A 14,696-nucleotide genomic window follows, 5' to 3' on the forward strand; every position below is an offset into this window, starting at 1 on the left:
GACTCCCGCGGCCGCTCAAGCTCGTACGCTGACGCCCTCGCCGTCCGCCAACCGTGCCTCGGCCTCACGCCCGTCGCTCCAGCGGACGTGGATCCCGCCCTCGCCGTCCACGCGTACCGTCACCAGCTCGTCCAGCGGCGCGGGATCCCGCTCGGCGGTGAGCCGGGCGAGCGCGACGAACAGTGTGTCTCCGGTGCCGGTGACGCCGCAGAGCTCGTTGTCCAGGCCTGCGACCGGGCGGATTTCCGCACGCACACCGTCCCGGCACGCCCAACCGGTGATCCGCACCGGCGTCCCCGCTTCCGCCCCCGCCACCAGATGGGCCCGCACCTCCACGGCCCCCTGCGCGAGCACGAGGCTGGTCACCCGGGCTCCCCCGCCCGCCGAGTGCCGGGAGGCCGCCCAGCCCTCCCCCACGCCGAGCGGCTCGATGTCGGTACGGCTCGGGTCGTGGCCGACGATCACGCTGTTGTCGTACCACCGCGAAGGCACCGTCGCCGTCGAGTAGGCGAGGCGCGTGTAGTACGGGTCGTAGCGGACGTCCTCGCTGCCGTGGTTGTGGAGGCGGACCAGGCCGTCCGAACTCGTGGACTGCAGCAGCCAGTTGGGGGCGGCGATCGCGGTGACCGCGTCCGTGCGCTCGGCCGGGGCGGGCTCCTCGACGGCCGTCCAGACCTCGTGCTCGGCCGGCAGGAGCAGGCCGAGGAAGCCCTTGCTCGCCCAGTACGGGGACGCCGGGCCCGAATAGCCTTGCAGGACCGTCTTGTCGGGGCCGTGCCAGCCGAGGGTGAGCAGGCCGTTCGCGTCCACCGCGCCGCGCTCCAGGAAGTACCTCAGCGCACCGGAGGCCAGGCGACGGGTCTCCCCCGGCGACAGCGGCGTACGGCCCGTCAGCGCGCCCAGCCACAGCGGGGCCGTGGTCGCGAAGCGGTACGTCAGGGACCGCCCCTGGTGCATGGGGGCGCCGTCGCCGCCGAACAGGCGGGCGTAGTCCTCGAGATGCCGCGAGAGCCGACCCCCGTACAGCTCCAGCAGCCTCTCGTCCCGCGCCAGCCAGGCGTGCAGCACGGGGTACAGGTGCATCGCCCAGCCGTTGTAGTAGTCGTACTTCCGGCCGTCGCCGTCCGTGTACCAGCCGCCGCCGACGTACCAGTCCTCGATGCGCTCCAGGCCCCGGTCGATCGCTTTGCGGGACTCCTCGGTCTCGTGTCCGATCTCCTGCAGGAAACCGCCCACCGTCACCGGGAACAGCTCCCAGTTGCAGGGCCACGCCTCGGCGGTCAGGGCGTCCGCGAGCCAGTGCGCCGCCCGCTGCCGCACCGGGTCGTCCAGCCGGTCCCACAGCAGCGGCCGCGTCAGCCGCAGCGCGAGCGCGATCGACGCCGCCTCGACGAGCGGCTGGCTGCGGTCCTCGATGCGGGGCCAGATGCCCGAGACGCCGGCGGCTAGTCCGTCGGCGTAGCGCTCCAACGCCGTCTCGTCACGGCGGAAGGCCGCCAGGAGGAGCGTACGGGCGTATCCCTCCAGGCCGTCGGAGAGGCGGCCCGACCAGCTCTCGTGGTCGCCGGGGAAGTGGTAGAGGGCGCGGTCCTCCGTGGCGTACGGCTCCACCGCGGCGAGCAGCGAGTCGGCGGCGGCCTCCCAGTGGGCGCGGGTGTAGCCGGTGTGGGGGCTGAGGGTGCGGTGGTCGGGAGGCAGCTGCATCGGTTCTCTTTCCGGCTACGGGAAGGTCAGGCCTGAGGCGCCCCGGTTCCGGTCGGGGCGCCCCAGGGGTTCATCCCACCCTCACCAGGCCCCGCGGCACCAGGTGCTGAGCGACGAGTTCCTCGCGGACCAGACCCGCGTACACCGTGGCACCGTGCACCGAGGTGTGGGTGTTGTCCCGTTTCTCGTTGTACAGGTACAGCGCCTTGGAGGCCTCGACGCCCAGCGACTCCACCAGCGCCTTGGTCTTCGCGGTGAGGTCGATCAGGGGGACGTCGTGGGTGGCGGCGAGCGAGCGGATGACGGCGGGGTGGTCCACGCCCAGGCCGTTCACGAGCAGGGCCGTGTTGTTGTTCAGCGTGCCGTCGGCATTGAACCAGCGTCGCACGACGGGGGTCACCAGCACAGGCTCCCCGCCCTTCTGGCGCACGCCCGCCACCAGCGCCTCCAGATTCGTGCGGTACGTCGCCTCGTCGGTCGTCTTGTCGTTGTGGGCGAGCTGGATCAGGACCAGGTCGCCGGGGCGGATCCGCGGCTGGACGGTGGCCCAGAGACGGGAGTCGCCGAGGTAACTGACCGTGCTCTCGCCGGAGTCGGCGTGGTTGGCGACGGACAGGCCCTTGCGGAGGTACTGCGGGAGCTGCTGGCCCCAGCCCGAGTACGGGTCCCCGGGCTGGTCGCAGACGGTGGAGTCGCCGACGATGAAGATCTGGCGGGTGTGGCGGGCGGCCGGGGTGACCTCGACGCCGGCAAGTGCCGGGGCCGAGCCGCCGACCAGCAGGTCCAGACCGGGAGTTCCCTCGGGGCCCGTCGGCTCACCCTCGGGGGTGCGGACGTCCACGGTGAAGCTGCGGGCGACACGCTCGCCCGCCGGGACGGCCGTCTCGGAGAGCAGGCCGCGGCGGGTCTCGCCGCTGACGCCCGTGCTGGACGCGGCCTCGCCGCCGAGGAGGACCTTCACGTCGTAGGTGCCGGGCGGGACGTCGAAGTGGCAGGCGGTGGCCGTGCAGTTGTCGATGCCGAGGGGGCGCTGACCGGCGTACGACCCGTACGCCTGGGCCGGTGCGGCTGCCAGGCCGGTGCTCAGCGTCACCGCCGCCAGGACGGCGAGGTTGAAACGTCTCATACGGTCGGCTCCTCCACAGGACGACAAGGCCTGGCGCTGGACCGTACCGCGGACTGCAAGCGCTTTCTAGGCCCCTCGTCGATTTCACAGGATTGCCAACTTCCCCATCGTGAAAGCCCTTTCGCGAAATCGATTCAACTGTCACTCTCGCTGACACCCGCAGACCCCCACACCTCCCGAAGGAGGCACCCCCCATGTCCGGATCCACGAACAGACCGGTCGGCCGCCGCGCCTTCGTCCTCGCCACCGCGGCAGCCGCGGGCACGGCGGCCCTCGGCGGCACCGCCTCCGCCGCGGCCTTCGGCTGGAGCGACGACGGCTCCAACTACGTCGTCGACACCGGCGCCAACCTCGTCTTCAAGGTCAGCAAGTCCAACGGCGACCTGACCTCGCTCGTCTACCGGGGCATCGAGTACCAGGGCTACGGCGGCAAGAACTCGCACATCGAGTCCGGCCTCGGCACCTCCACCGTGTCCATCAGGCAGTCGGGGTCGACGATCCTGATCTCGGTCGCGTACGGCACGCTTCGGCACTACTACGCGGCCCGCAGCGGCGAGAACAACATCTACCTGTGGACCAACAGGGCCGACACGTCGGTCGCGTCGACCCGCTTCATCCTGCGTGTCAGGGCCGGCCTGTTCCTCAACGACGAGCCGGACTCCTACACCTACGCGCCCACCGCCATCGAGGCCTCGGACGTGTTCGCGAAGTCCGACGGCCAGACCCGCTCCAAGCACTACTCGAAGCTGCGGGTCATGGACTACGACTACGTCGGCTGGAGCGCGAACGGCGTCGGCCTGTGGATGGTCCGCTCCAACCACGAGAAGGCCTCCGGCGGCCCCTTCTACCGCTCGCTGCTGCGCCACCAGAGCGCGGACGGCGGCGGTTTGTACGAGATCCTGCACTACGCGCAGAACCAGACCGAGGCCGAGCGCTTCGGCCTCCAGGGCCCCTATGTCATCGCCCTCACGGACGGCGGCGCCCCCTCCGCGTCGCTGTTCCCGGGCACGCTCACCACCTCCTGGGCGGACTCGCTCGGCATCTCGGGCTACGTCCCGGCGAGCGGCCGGGGCCGGGTCGCGGGCGTCGGCATCACCGGGCGGAACACGGCGTACCCGTACACCGTGGGGCTCGCCAACTCGGCGGCGCAGTACTGGGGTTCGGCGCGGTCGTCGGACGGCTACTTCTCGATCGGGGGTGTGCTCCCCGGGACGTACACGCTGACCGTCTTCAAGGGCGAACTCGCTGTGCACACGGGGTCGGTGACGGTCACGGCGGGTGGCACGACCACCCTCAACACCATCGCCGTCCCGTCGTCGAACGACCCGAGCAACGCCACCGCGATCTGGCGGATCAACGACTGGAACGGCACGCCGAGCGGCTTCAAGAACGCCGACCTGATGACGTACGCCCACCCGTCGGACGTCCGCGCCGCCGCCTGGACCGGCAACGTGGTCATCGGCAGCGGTAGCGAGACCTCGGCCTTCCCCTGCTACATCTGGAAGGACGTCAACAGCGGTCTGCTGGTGTACTTCCGGCTGACCGCCGCCCAGGCCGCCGCCGCGCACACCCTGCGCATCGGCGTGACGACGGCCTACGCCAACGGCCGGCCGCAGGTCGTCGTCAATGACACCTGGACGTCGGCGATCCCCTCCCCGCCCGCCCAGCCGAGCACCCGGTCGCTGACCAACGGGTCCTACCGGGGCAACAACCACACGTTCACCTACAGCGTGCCGGCGTCCGCCTGGAAGACGGACACCAGCCAGTACAACGTGCTGAAGATCAACGTGGTGAGCGGTTCGGGGGCGACGGGCTATCTCAGCGCGGGCACGGCGATCGACGCGATCGACCTGCTCGCCTGACACCACCTCAGGTTCCGCGCGTCCACTGCTGGTTGGTTCCTCCGTTGCAGGTGTAGGTGATGATCGCGGCGGAGTTGGCGGTGGACGCGCCGTTCACGTCCAGGCACTCGCCGGTCGCCCGGGAGACGACGTTCACGTAGGAGCCGGTGGTGGTGACCGACCACTGCTGGCTGGTCGCCGAGGCGTTGCAGTTCTCCTGGGTGACCGTGCTCGCGTTCTCCTGGACGCACAGCGAGCTGTGCCGGGTCATCAGCTGGTAGTAGCCGCTGCCGACGGACTTGAACCAGTACTTCTGGTTGCTGCCGCCGTTGCAGTCGTACTGCTTGATCTGGGCGCCCGCCCACTGCGACTGGCTGGTGACGTCGGCGCACCTGCCGCTGTGCCGCGCGATCAGCGTGTTGTACGTGGCGCTCGTGCCGCTGATCGAGCCGGTGGCCGTGTCGATGGTGACCTCCGGGGACCAGGACATGGACATCGAGGTCGAGGAGGGGAAGGTCAGCGGCAGCCAGACGTAGCGGGAGTCGTTGACGGTGCCGCCGAAGGAGTTGCCCCAGCGGTCACCCAGGTAGAGGTACGAGGTGCCCGAACTGCCCTGGACCGGCAGGACGTACGCGGTCTGCGAGCCGTACGTCGTCGAGTCGCCGACGTTCTTCATGGCCGTCCACGGGCCGGCGATGCTGGTGGCCGTGGCGTACTGCTGCTGGTTGGGGTTCCAGCCGGTCGCGCCCGAGGTCAGCATGAAGTACACGCCGTTCCGCTTGAACAGCGCCGGGGCCTCGCGGTGGCCGCCGTGCCAGGGGTCCGCGACCAGCGCGGCGATGCCGGTGTAGTCGCTGGTCAGGCGGTAGATGTGCAGGTCGTAGTTCTCGCGGGCGGCGGAGACCATGTAGCCGGTGCCGTCGGTGTCGACGAAGACCGTGATGTCGCGGGACATGTGCTGGCCGAGCGGGCGGAAGCTGCCCTGCCAGGTGTAGTCGCCGTCCACGGTGTCGGACACTGCGACGGCGGCGCGGGCCTCGCTGTAGTCGACGCCGTTCTCCTTGTGCATCCACATGACGAACTTGCCGGTGGACGCGTTGTACATGACCTTCGGACGCTCGATGTTGGCGGTGGCCAGCTCGGGGGCGCCGGCCTCGGTCAGGACGTGGTTCCTGAACTCCCAGTTCTTCAGGTCGGTGGAGCGGTAGGCGTCGACGTACCGGAAGGTGTTGTCGGCGTTGCGGTGCTCGCCGAACCAGTAGTAGTACGAGCCGACCTTGATGACACCGCCGCCGTGAGCGTGCACGGGGTTGCCCGAGGTGTCGGTGAACTGGGTGCCGTTGGTGATGGTCCGGGGTGCCGCCTGGGCGGGGCCGGCGGTGGCCAGGGCGCCGGCCAGGACCAGACAGAGGGCGAGCAGAACCGCGTACGCACGTCTCATCTCACACACGCTCCTTCACTTTCACTGCACGGTCGCGGCGGTGGTGTCCGCCACGGGTATGCCGAAGTTCGGGGTACCGTCCGGGTTCCAGCCGAGCCGCTGGATGCGGGTGTGGCGGTTGGGGTCGTTCAGGGGATCGCCGACGATCTCCTTGTACTGGCGGGCGTGGTAGACGAGGACATCGCTGCGGCCGTCCTCGGCGACGGTGAAGCAGTTGTGGCCGGGTCCGTACTGCTGGGTGGTGTCGTTGCTGGTGAAGACCGGGGTCGGCGACTTGGACCAGTTGGCCGGGTCCATGAGGTTGGCGTCGGCGTCGACGGTCAGCATGCCCACGCAGTAGTGGTGGTCGGTGGCGGAGGCCGAGTAGGTGAGGAAGATACGGCCGTTGCGCTTGAGGGCGTAGGGGCCCTCGTTCACCTTGAAGCCGATGCACTCCCAGTCGAACTCGGGGGTGGACAGCCGCACCTGTGGTCCCGTCAGGGTCCACGGGTTCGCCATCTCGGAGAGGAACAGCCCGGTGTTGTTGTCCATGCCGGGTTCGTGCTGGGCCCAGCACAGGTAGCGGGTCCCGCGGTGGGTGAAGGTGGTGGCGTCGAGGGAGAAGGTCTCCCAGGCGGTCCTGATCTGGCCGCGCTCCACCGAAGTGCCCTCGAACGGGTTCGGGTGGGCGTTCTCCAGGACCCAGATGCGGATCCGCCAGACGTCCTCGGCGGGTGCGGCGGCGAAGTAGATGTACCACTTGCCGCCGATGCGGTGGAGTTCCGGAGCCCAGATGTGCGCGCCCATGTCGCCGGTGGGGTGGGCCCGCCAGATGACCGACTCGGCGGCCGTGGTCAGGCCGTTCAGGGTGCGGGAGCGGCGCAGGACGATGCGGTCGTACTCGGGGGCGGTGGCCGTGAAGTAGTAGAAGCCGTCGGTGTGCCGATGGATGTGCGGGTCGGCACGCTGCTGGACGAGGGGGTTGGCGTAGGCGGCCGGCTTCGGGGGTGCGGCGTGGGCGACGCCGGGGACGGCCGAAGCGGCGGTCAGGGCGCCGGCGGCCACGGCGCCCTTCAACAGCAGTCGGCGGCCGGGGGCTTCGGGCAGATCGTGATCGCGGCTCATGCGGCCTGCCTCTCGGAGTGGGGGAATGTTCGAGATTGTTCGGGATAACGAACAAGATCTGACATTACGAACGACCGAAAGGTAAGCGTGTGTTACCGGGAGGTCAACGGATCCGGCGAGACAAAAGAGGAACGGAAATTTCTGTTATCGGCCGACCTCCCCGACCGTCCCCCATCACGTGCGCAGCCTCACCCATACGACAGCAGCCGCCGCCGGCGCCCTCGCGGCGGTCGCCGCCCTTACTGTCACCGCTCCCCCCGCCGTGGCCGCCGGCCCGCGAGACGCCACCGCCGACGTTCTCGCGGACCGGGATGTGACCCTCGCCGGCGACACGGTGGTCACCGTGCCGTCGGGGACGACGAAGTACGACGGTGTCTTCCGCGGCGAGGGCACGCTCACCGTGCGCGGCACCGGAACCCTGATCCTGACCAGGGACAGCGACTTCACACTGCCGAAGTCCCGGCAGCGGCAGAAGGTGAGCGTCCTCGGCGGGAACCACCCGTACGTCACCACGACCAACCCCGATCCACCCGCGATCACGGTCGAGCGCGGGGCGACACTGCAGTACGGCGACGGCGGCACGACCGGCCTCGTCGGCCACTTCCCGTACGACACCCCGGCGTTCCGGCTCAACCAGGACAACATCCGGGTCGACGGCACGCTGCGGCTGTCCCTGACGAGTGCCTACAACCTGGGCACGATCAGCGGCTCCGGGCTCATCACGCAGCCGCGCTTCCTGTGGGGCAGCTGGGCCCTGTCGGGCACCCACTCCTTCTCGGGGATGATCGACAACGGCACGCAGCTCAACGCCGGCGCGCCGGAGTTCGCCACGTCGCTGCCGAACATGCGCAAGGTCCTCAACCAGGGCACCTGGACGGTGGACACGCCCCTCGGGCAGACCGTCACCATGGGCATGGACTTCTACCAGCGCGAGTACGGCAGCGACATCAACGTCCAGTCCCGGCCGGGCAGCAAGGTGATCCTCACCGGCCAGTACAGCTGGTCGAACCAGGGCGGCGACACCAACCCCTCGCTCAGCGACCCCGCCCTGAACTGGACGCCCGCGCGCAAGAACGTCAACAAGCGCGGCACCAACATCAAGGGCGCGAACGTCCAGTGGGGTGACGGCACGACGAACAAGATCTTCATGCCGGGCACGGCCGAGACGGTCTACATCAACCTGCTGGCGGCCCGCTCCCGTTCGCTGCTCACGTTCGACTACAACGGGCCCGTGACGCTGGGCGCACCCATCGGTGGCGGCGTATTCCACGACACGCTGGCCGCGCCCGGGGCCGGGGACATCGTCATCAAGGGGACGAAGGGCAACGACGTCACCTTCGCCGCCGTGCAGTACTACGACGGCTCGACCACGGTCGAGAAGGGCGCCGTGCTGCGCCTGGGCAGCGGCAGGTCGGGCGGCGACGGGGGGCTCTACACGCGGGGCGGCCTCTACAAGGTCGTCAACAACGGCTCCCTCGTGCTGAACAACACGCGGCGGGCCCTGTCCCTGTCCCGGATCAGCGGCAGCGGGTCGCTCACCCAGTCGGGGGCCACGACGACCACCCTGACGGGAAGCGCGGTGACGTACACCGGCCCGACGACGGTGAAGAAGGGCACCCTCGCGCTGCGCGACGGCGCGACGCTCGCCCGCAGCCGGGCGATCCGGCTCACGTCGGCGAAGTCCCGGCTGGACGTGGGGACGTCGGGACTGCGCGTGGGCACGGGGAAGTCGCTGAGCGGCAAGGGCACGGTCAAGGGAGCGGTGACGAACAGCGGTGTGGTCACGACCGGACTGACCGTCTCCGGCGGCTACACGCAGTCGGCCAAGGGCGAACTGGTCCTGCGCGACGGCCCGTTGAAGGTGACGGGCACGGTCCGCCTGGCCGGCGACCTCGACCTGGCGTCCGCCGCCGACGCGACCGAACCCGCACGGAAGATCACCGTCCTCGACCACCAGGGGCGCGCGAGGACGACCGGCGCCTTCACCGGCCTGAAGGAGGGCGCCAAGCTGCGGCTGGACAACACCACGTACCGGATCAGCTACCGGGGCGGCGACGGCAACGACGTGGTCCTCACCGCCGCCACCACAACCCCGTCCCCCACCTCCGACACCCCCCGCACGGCGGCCGACCCGGCCGCCTCCCCCGGCACCACCACCGCCGGCACGGCGTCCGGCGGCCTCGGCTGGTGGCCGTACGTCCTGGCCGCCGGCCTGCTCCTCGGACTCGCGGTACCGGTGACACGGCTCGGACGGGGGCGGGGCCGGCGGCGGGGTGGGCGGCATGCGGCGTAGGGCTGGGCCCTGTCGTTCGGATCAGCTCGGCAGCGAGGACCGGTTCCGCTCGACCGACGACATACCGGGAACCTGCCCCCACTCGACTACCGTCGTCATCATGACCAGCACCATCACCCTCGCCGAAGCCCTCGCCGCCGGAACCGTCGTGCTCGACGGCGGAATGTCCAACCAGCTCGAGTCCGCCGGGCACGACCTGAGTGACGAGCTGTGGTCGGCGCGGCTGCTCGCGGAGCGGCCCGAGGCGATCACCGAGGCGCATCTCGCCTACTTCGAGGCCGGGGCGGACGTGGCGATCACGTCCAGCTACCAGGCCACCTTCGAGGGGTTCGCCAAACGTGGCATCGGCCACGAGCGGGCCGCCGAACTGCTCTCGCTGAGCGTGGAGTTGGCACGCGAGGCGGTACGGCAGGCGCAGGGCAAGGGCATCACGCGGCCGCTGTGGGTGGCCGCCTCGGTCGGGCCGTACGGGGCGATGCTGGCGGACGGCTCCGAGTACCGGGGACGGTACGGGCTGAGCGTGGAAGAGCTGGAGCGCTTCCACCGGCCCCGCCTGGAAGTGCTCGCCGGGGCCCGTCCCGACGTGCTCGCGCTGGAGACCGTCCCGGACGCCGACGAGGCCGAGGCACTGCTGCGGGCGGTGCGCGGGCTCGGCGTCCCGGCGTGGCTGTCGTACTCCGTCGCCGGTGACCGCACCCGCGCCGGGCAGCCGCTGGAGGAGGCCTTCGCCCTGGCCGCCGACGCCGACGAGGTGATCGCCGTCGGCGTCAACTGCTGCGCGCCCGAGGACGTCGAGGGCGCCGTCCGGATCGCCGCCCGCGTCACGGGCAAGCCGGTCGTCGTCTACCCCAACAGCGGCGAGGCCTGGAACGCCGAGGCCCGTGCCTGGGACGGGCGTTCCTCCTTCGCCGCCGAGCAGGTGCGGGGGTGGCGGGAGTCCGGGGCTCGGCTGATCGGGGGGTGCTGCAGGGTGGGGCCGGAGGCGATCGGCTCCATTGCTCGTACGTTGGCGGAGGCGCGGTAGCCGGGAGAGACGGTGCGGGCGGGATAGCGGGTCCGGGCGCGTGGCTTGCCGCGTGCCCCGCCCGGAGCCACGTCGGTTTCCGGTCACCGTACGCTGCGCTCTTCGCCGTCCTCGAACAGTGATCGGTTACCCTGACCGCGCCGCCGCGTGGCGATCGTCGGGGGGAACCTGGGGGCCGCGAACCGCCCGGCGAGCATCACCGGCACCTGCGTCAAGTCCGTGACGTGCCCGTCCGCCTGTCCCGTTGGACGCATGTGCCGCGAGCGCACGAAGGAGACAGCGATGGCGGACCGAACGCCCGACACCAGCGTCCTCGACCAGGACGACCCGTCGGCGGAGCCCTCCGGCGAAGAGCACGACTCGGGCCCGGACTTGGCCGACAAGGAGGACAGCGGGCAGCCGTCCGGGGAGGCGATGGCAGAACCTGAGTCGGCGGATTCGGCGGATTCGGCGGATTCGGCGGACGGATCGAAGGCCGCGGAGGAGCCGGAGGCGGCGGGTGCTGCGGGGGAACCTGAGTCGCCGGAAGCGGCGGAGGAGCGGGAGACGCCGGACGAGCCCGCATCAGCGGAGACGCCGGACGAGCCCGGAATATCGCCGGCGACGGACGAGGCCGAGACACCGGACGAGCCGGAAATACCGGCAGCGGCAGAGGCGGCGGTCGGCGCGGACGGGCCCGAGACAACCGACGAGACTCAGGAGCCGGATCGGCCAGAAGACGCCGCCGAAGTCCCGGCAGAGGAACCGGCCGAACCGAAGAAGGCCCCTGCCGGTGAACCGGCGGAAGAGGCAGACGAGCGCGAGGCAGACGAGGGCGATGCGGGCACCCCGCCCGCCGAAACGCCGGCCCAGAACGCCGAGTCCCTCGCCAAGGAGTCTCCCGAGGCCGAGGACGCCGGCACGGCATCGGAGGAGCACGCCGAGGCACCTGCCAAGGGCGCCGACACCGCGACGGACAAGGACAGCGACGCCACTGCCGACGGCAACGGCGACAGCGACAGCGACGGCGCAGGCACATCGGACACGAACACCGACGCAGCCACCGACGCGACCACCAAGGACGAACCCGAAGAAACCCCCACCCCTTCGGGCTCCGAAAGCACCCGCACCCTGGCGCTACGCCCCCCGGCGGACGCCCCCGCAGCCGACCGGACGATGGCGATCAGCGTCGCCGACCTGCCCGGCGCCGAACCGGAGGACGCGCGGTCCGCCCCTCCCGCCCCGATCGACCTGCTCGCGCAGCTCACCAACACGCCGCCGCCACCGGCCACCCCGCTCCGCACGACCCTCCGCAGGGTCAGGATCTGGTCACCGCTGGTGGCGCTGCTCGCGCTGGTCCTCCTCGTCGTCCAACTGCTCCGACCGCTTCCGGAGCCGGCCCTCGCCCTCGACACGAGCGCGTCGTCCCTCACCATCGGCGGGGAAGCCTTCACCATGCCGTGGCCCGAGGAGGGGCAGGCCGCGGTCATGGTCGTGGGATCGGGCACCATCGGGACGTTCGGCGAGCAGAAGCCCGTCCCGACGGCAAGCGTGGCCAAGATCATGACGGCGTATGTGCTGCTGCGTGAGCGCCCCCTCAAGAGGGACGAGCCGGGCCCGAGCGTCACCGTCGACGCCCGGACCGTGGAGGACGGCAAGTCCAAGCACGAGTCGCGCATCGTGGGGCTGCGGGTCGGCCAGTCGTTCAGCCTCCAGGACATGCTGAAGATGCTGATGATCCCGTCGGGCAACAACGTGGCCCGACTGCTGGCCCGGTGGAACACGAAGAGCGACGACGAGACGGCGTTCGTGCGGAAGATGAACGAGGCGGCCGAGTCGCTCGGCATGACGAACACGACGTACACCGATCCCAGCGGCCTGGACAAGGGAACCGTCAGCACGGCCGTCGACCAGCTCAAGCTGGCCGAGGCGGTCATGAGGTTCGAGTCCTTCCGTGCGGTCGTCGCGATGCCCAACGCCGACATCCCCGGGGTCGGGCGCATCTACAACAACAACGACCGGCTGACGGTGGCCGGGCTGAGCGTCCGGGGCATCAAGACCGGCTCCAACACCGCGGCCGGCGGCACCCTGTCCTGGGCGGCGTACCGGACCGTGGACGGCGAGGACCGGCTGATCCTGGGCTCGCTGATGGACCAGCACGTGACGGGTCCGGACCCCGACGGCTCGAACAGCCTCAAGCTGGTGCTGAAGAACAGCGAGACGGTCATCAGGGCCGTCCGGGAAGCGCTCACCTCGGCGACGGCGGTGAAGAAGGGCCAGGTCGTCGGGCATGTCGACGACGGTCTCGGCGGCCGTACGCCGGTGGTGGCCACGAAGGACCTGAAGGTCGTCGGGGTACCGGGGCAGAAGCTGACGCTCGCCTTGCGCGACGAGGGCGAGGGCCTGGACGAAGGGGCCAAGGCCGGGACCGTCGTCGGCGAGTTGGTGGTGGGCCGCGGGGCGGGTGCTCTGAGCGTGCCCGTGGCGCTGCGGTCGGAGCTTCGGGAGCCGTCTCTGGGGACGAGGCTGACTCGGCTCGGGTGAGACCGGTGGGGCGGGTGGGGCGGTGCCCTCGGGCGCAACGCCGGGGCCCGCCCCTCTGGTCACTTCTGCAGGACGGCCTCCATCACGTCCCGCGCGATGGGTGCCGCCAGGCTGCCGCCGGAGATGTCCTCGCGTGAGATGTCCATGTCGGTCGGGTCGATGAAGACGGCCACCGCGACGGACTCGCCGTCGGGCTTCACGCCGTAGGAGACGAACCAGCCGTAGGGCACCTGATCGCGCACATCCACGCCGCGCTGGGCGGTTCCGGTCTTGCCGCCCACCGTGATGCCGTCGATGAGGGCCCTCTTGGCGCTGCCCTCCTTGGCGGTGTGCTCCATCATCTGCCGGACCTTCTCGGCCGTGGCCTCGGAGACGGCCTGGCTCATGACCTGGGGCTCGTTCTTGTCCAGGCTGTTCAGATCGGGGGACCGCAACTCGTCGACGACGTAGGGCTGCATCACCTTGCCGTCGTTGACCAGCGCGGCCGTCACCATAGCCATCTGCATCGGCGTACTGGTGAGGCTGCCCTGGCCCATGCCGGTCAGCGCCGTGCCGGGCTTGTCCAGGTCCCCGGGGTAGAGACTCTTGATGGCCCGCAGGTCGCCGAAGTCGGACGAGTAGACGTCCTCGTTGAAGCCGAACTTCTGGGCTGTCTCGCGCATCTTGTCCGCTCCCACCTTCACGGCCGCGTCGAGGAAGACGTTGTTGCAGGAGTACTGCATGGCCGTCTTGAACGACGCCTTGTCGCAGACGCCGTCCCCGGCCTCACTGCCGATCGTGTTGCTCGACTGCGGCAGGCGGTACGGCGAGGCCGCGCCCGTAGCGGCGTCGATGTCCGTCACCACGCCGTGTTCCAGCGCCGCGGCGGCGGTGAGGATCTTGAACGTCGAACCCGGCGGGAACGTTTCCCGCAGCGCGCGATTGGCCAGCGGCTTGGTCTTGTCGGCGCCGAGCGCCCGGAACCTGTCACTCTCCTTGAGGGAGTTGCCGGCGAACGACGCGGGGTCGTAGGACGGCGTCGAGACGAGGGCCAGCACCTTCCCCGTCGCCGGGTCCAGGGCCACCACCGAGCCACGGGCGCCGAGATCCGTCAGGCCCTTGTAGCCGGCCTCCTGCGCCTTGGGGTCGATCGTCGTGATGACGTCCCCGCCGCGCCGTTCCTTTCCGGTGACGACGTCCGTGAAGCGCTCGAACGCCAGCCGGTCGTCCTGGCCGCTGAGCACGCTGTCGTACGTACTCTCCAGGAACGTCATGCCCATGGACTGGGAGGCGTATCCGGTGACCGGCGCGTACATGGGTCCGTTCGTGTAAGTACGCTGGAACTTCAGTTCCGCGCCCTCGACCTCCTCCGAGCCCGTGATCGATCTGGCGCCCACGATGATGTCGCCGCGCGGTGCCGAGTACTGGTTGATCAGTACGCGTCGATTCTTGTCGTCGGTGGCGAGCTCGTCCGCCTCCAGGTACTGGAGCCAGTTGGCCCGCAGCAGCAGCGCGAGGATCAGAATCCCGCAGAAGATGGCTATGCGCCTCAGCGGCTTGTTCACGCGGCCGCACCTCCGGCGACCGGTGCGTGTCCCGTCGCCCGGGAGGCGGGGACGACCGGCTGATGCCCTCGCGGCAGCACTAATCGGACATGAGTC

9 protein-coding genes are annotated in these 14,696 nt (G+C 70.3%); 4 read left to right on the top strand and 5 right to left on the bottom strand.

The window, feature by feature from the left end; genetic code table 11:
• Window positions 1-15 precede the first annotated feature (15 nt).
• Together IF78_RS0102090 and IF78_RS0102095 are read right to left on the bottom strand one after the other, a co-directional pair.
• On the bottom strand, window positions 16-1,704 hold the full coding sequence (locus IF78_RS0102090; protein WP_031475274.1) for a DUF2264 domain-containing protein: 1,689 nt from the start codon (window positions 1,702-1,704) through the stop codon (window positions 16-18).
• Between the two features lie 70 nt (window positions 1,705-1,774).
• The gene (locus IF78_RS0102095) at window positions 1,775-2,830 is read right to left on the bottom strand and encodes a rhamnogalacturonan acetylesterase (RefSeq protein ID WP_031475272.1); all 1,056 of its coding nucleotides are present in this window, start codon (window positions 2,828-2,830) and stop codon (window positions 1,775-1,777) included.
• 194 nt (window positions 2,831-3,024) lie between these two features.
• On the opposite strand from IF78_RS0102095, the gene IF78_RS0102100 reads away from it, so the two are divergent.
• Window positions 3,025-4,692, top strand: coding sequence for a rhamnogalacturonan lyase B N-terminal domain-containing protein (locus IF78_RS0102100; RefSeq protein WP_031475270.1), 1,668 nt, complete (start codon window positions 3,025-3,027; stop codon window positions 4,690-4,692).
• A gap of 7 nt (window positions 4,693-4,699) precedes the next feature.
• Here IF78_RS0102100 and IF78_RS0102105 read toward each other — a convergent pair whose 3' ends face one another.
• Entirely contained in the window at window positions 4,700-6,112 is a 1,413-nt protein-coding gene (locus tag IF78_RS0102105) for an RICIN domain-containing protein (RefSeq protein ID WP_031475268.1), read from the bottom strand.
• 21 nt (window positions 6,113-6,133) lie between these two features.
• Window positions 6,134-7,216 carry a glycoside hydrolase family 43 protein gene (locus IF78_RS0102110; RefSeq protein ID WP_031475266.1) on the bottom strand — a complete coding sequence of 361 codons (1,083 nt, stop codon included), beginning with the start codon at window positions 7,214-7,216 and terminating at the stop codon, window positions 6,134-6,136.
• Window positions 7,217-7,394: 178 nt separating this feature from the next.
• On the opposite strand from IF78_RS0102110, the gene IF78_RS0102115 reads away from it, so the two are divergent.
• The 3 genes from IF78_RS0102115 to IF78_RS50350 all read left to right on the top strand — a co-directional run bounded on the left by IF78_RS0102115 (window position 7,395) and on the right by IF78_RS50350 (window position 13,056).
• Window positions 7,395-9,509 carry an autotransporter gene (locus tag IF78_RS0102115; protein WP_031475264.1) on the top strand — a complete coding sequence of 705 codons (2,115 nt, stop codon included), beginning with the start codon at window positions 7,395-7,397 and terminating at the stop codon, window positions 9,507-9,509.
• Window positions 9,510-9,609: 100 nt separating this feature from the next.
• Window positions 9,610-10,533: a homocysteine S-methyltransferase gene (mmuM, locus tag IF78_RS0102120; protein WP_031475262.1), complete on the top strand. Its 924-nt coding sequence runs from the start codon at window positions 9,610-9,612 to the stop codon at window positions 10,531-10,533.
• A gap of 282 nt (window positions 10,534-10,815) precedes the next feature.
• Window positions 10,816-13,056, top strand: a complete 2,241-nt coding sequence (locus IF78_RS50350) for a D-alanyl-D-alanine carboxypeptidase family protein (protein WP_267882925.1) — start codon at window positions 10,816-10,818, stop codon at window positions 13,054-13,056.
• A 59-nt stretch (window positions 13,057-13,115) separates the two neighbouring features.
• On the opposite strand, the gene IF78_RS0102130 is transcribed toward IF78_RS50350, so the two are convergent.
• Window positions 13,116-14,600, bottom strand: a complete 1,485-nt coding sequence (locus IF78_RS0102130; protein ID WP_031475258.1) for a peptidoglycan D,D-transpeptidase FtsI family protein — start codon at window positions 14,598-14,600, stop codon at window positions 13,116-13,118.
• Window positions 14,601-14,696 lie beyond the last annotated feature (96 nt).

This window comes from Streptomyces bicolor, assembly GCF_000719285.1.
Taxonomy (GTDB): Bacteria; Actinomycetota; Actinomycetes; order Streptomycetales; family Streptomycetaceae; genus Streptomyces; species Streptomyces bicolor.

What these genes read in the sequence shown, in the direction of transcription:
- IF78_RS0102095 (WP_031475272.1), bottom strand. Translation starts at nt 2,830, where the DNA reads ATGAGACGTTTCAACCTCGCCGTCCTGGCGGCGGTGACGCTGAGCACC.
- IF78_RS0102110 (WP_031475266.1), bottom strand. Translation starts at nt 7,216, where the DNA reads ATGAGCCGCGATCACGATCTGCCCGAAGCCCCCGGCCGCCGACTGCTG.
- IF78_RS0102090 (WP_031475274.1), bottom strand. Translation starts at nt 1,704, where the DNA reads ATGCAGCTGCCTCCCGACCACCGCACCCTCAGCCCCCACACCGGCTAC.
- IF78_RS50350 (WP_267882925.1), top strand. Translation starts at nt 10,816, where the DNA reads ATGGCGGACCGAACGCCCGACACCAGCGTCCTCGACCAGGACGACCCG.
- mmuM (WP_031475262.1), top strand. Translation starts at nt 9,610, where the DNA reads ATGACCAGCACCATCACCCTCGCCGAAGCCCTCGCCGCCGGAACCGTC.
- IF78_RS0102100 (WP_031475270.1), top strand. Translation starts at nt 3,025, where the DNA reads ATGTCCGGATCCACGAACAGACCGGTCGGCCGCCGCGCCTTCGTCCTC.
- IF78_RS0102105 (WP_031475268.1), bottom strand. Translation starts at nt 6,112, where the DNA reads ATGAGACGTGCGTACGCGGTTCTGCTCGCCCTCTGTCTGGTCCTGGCC.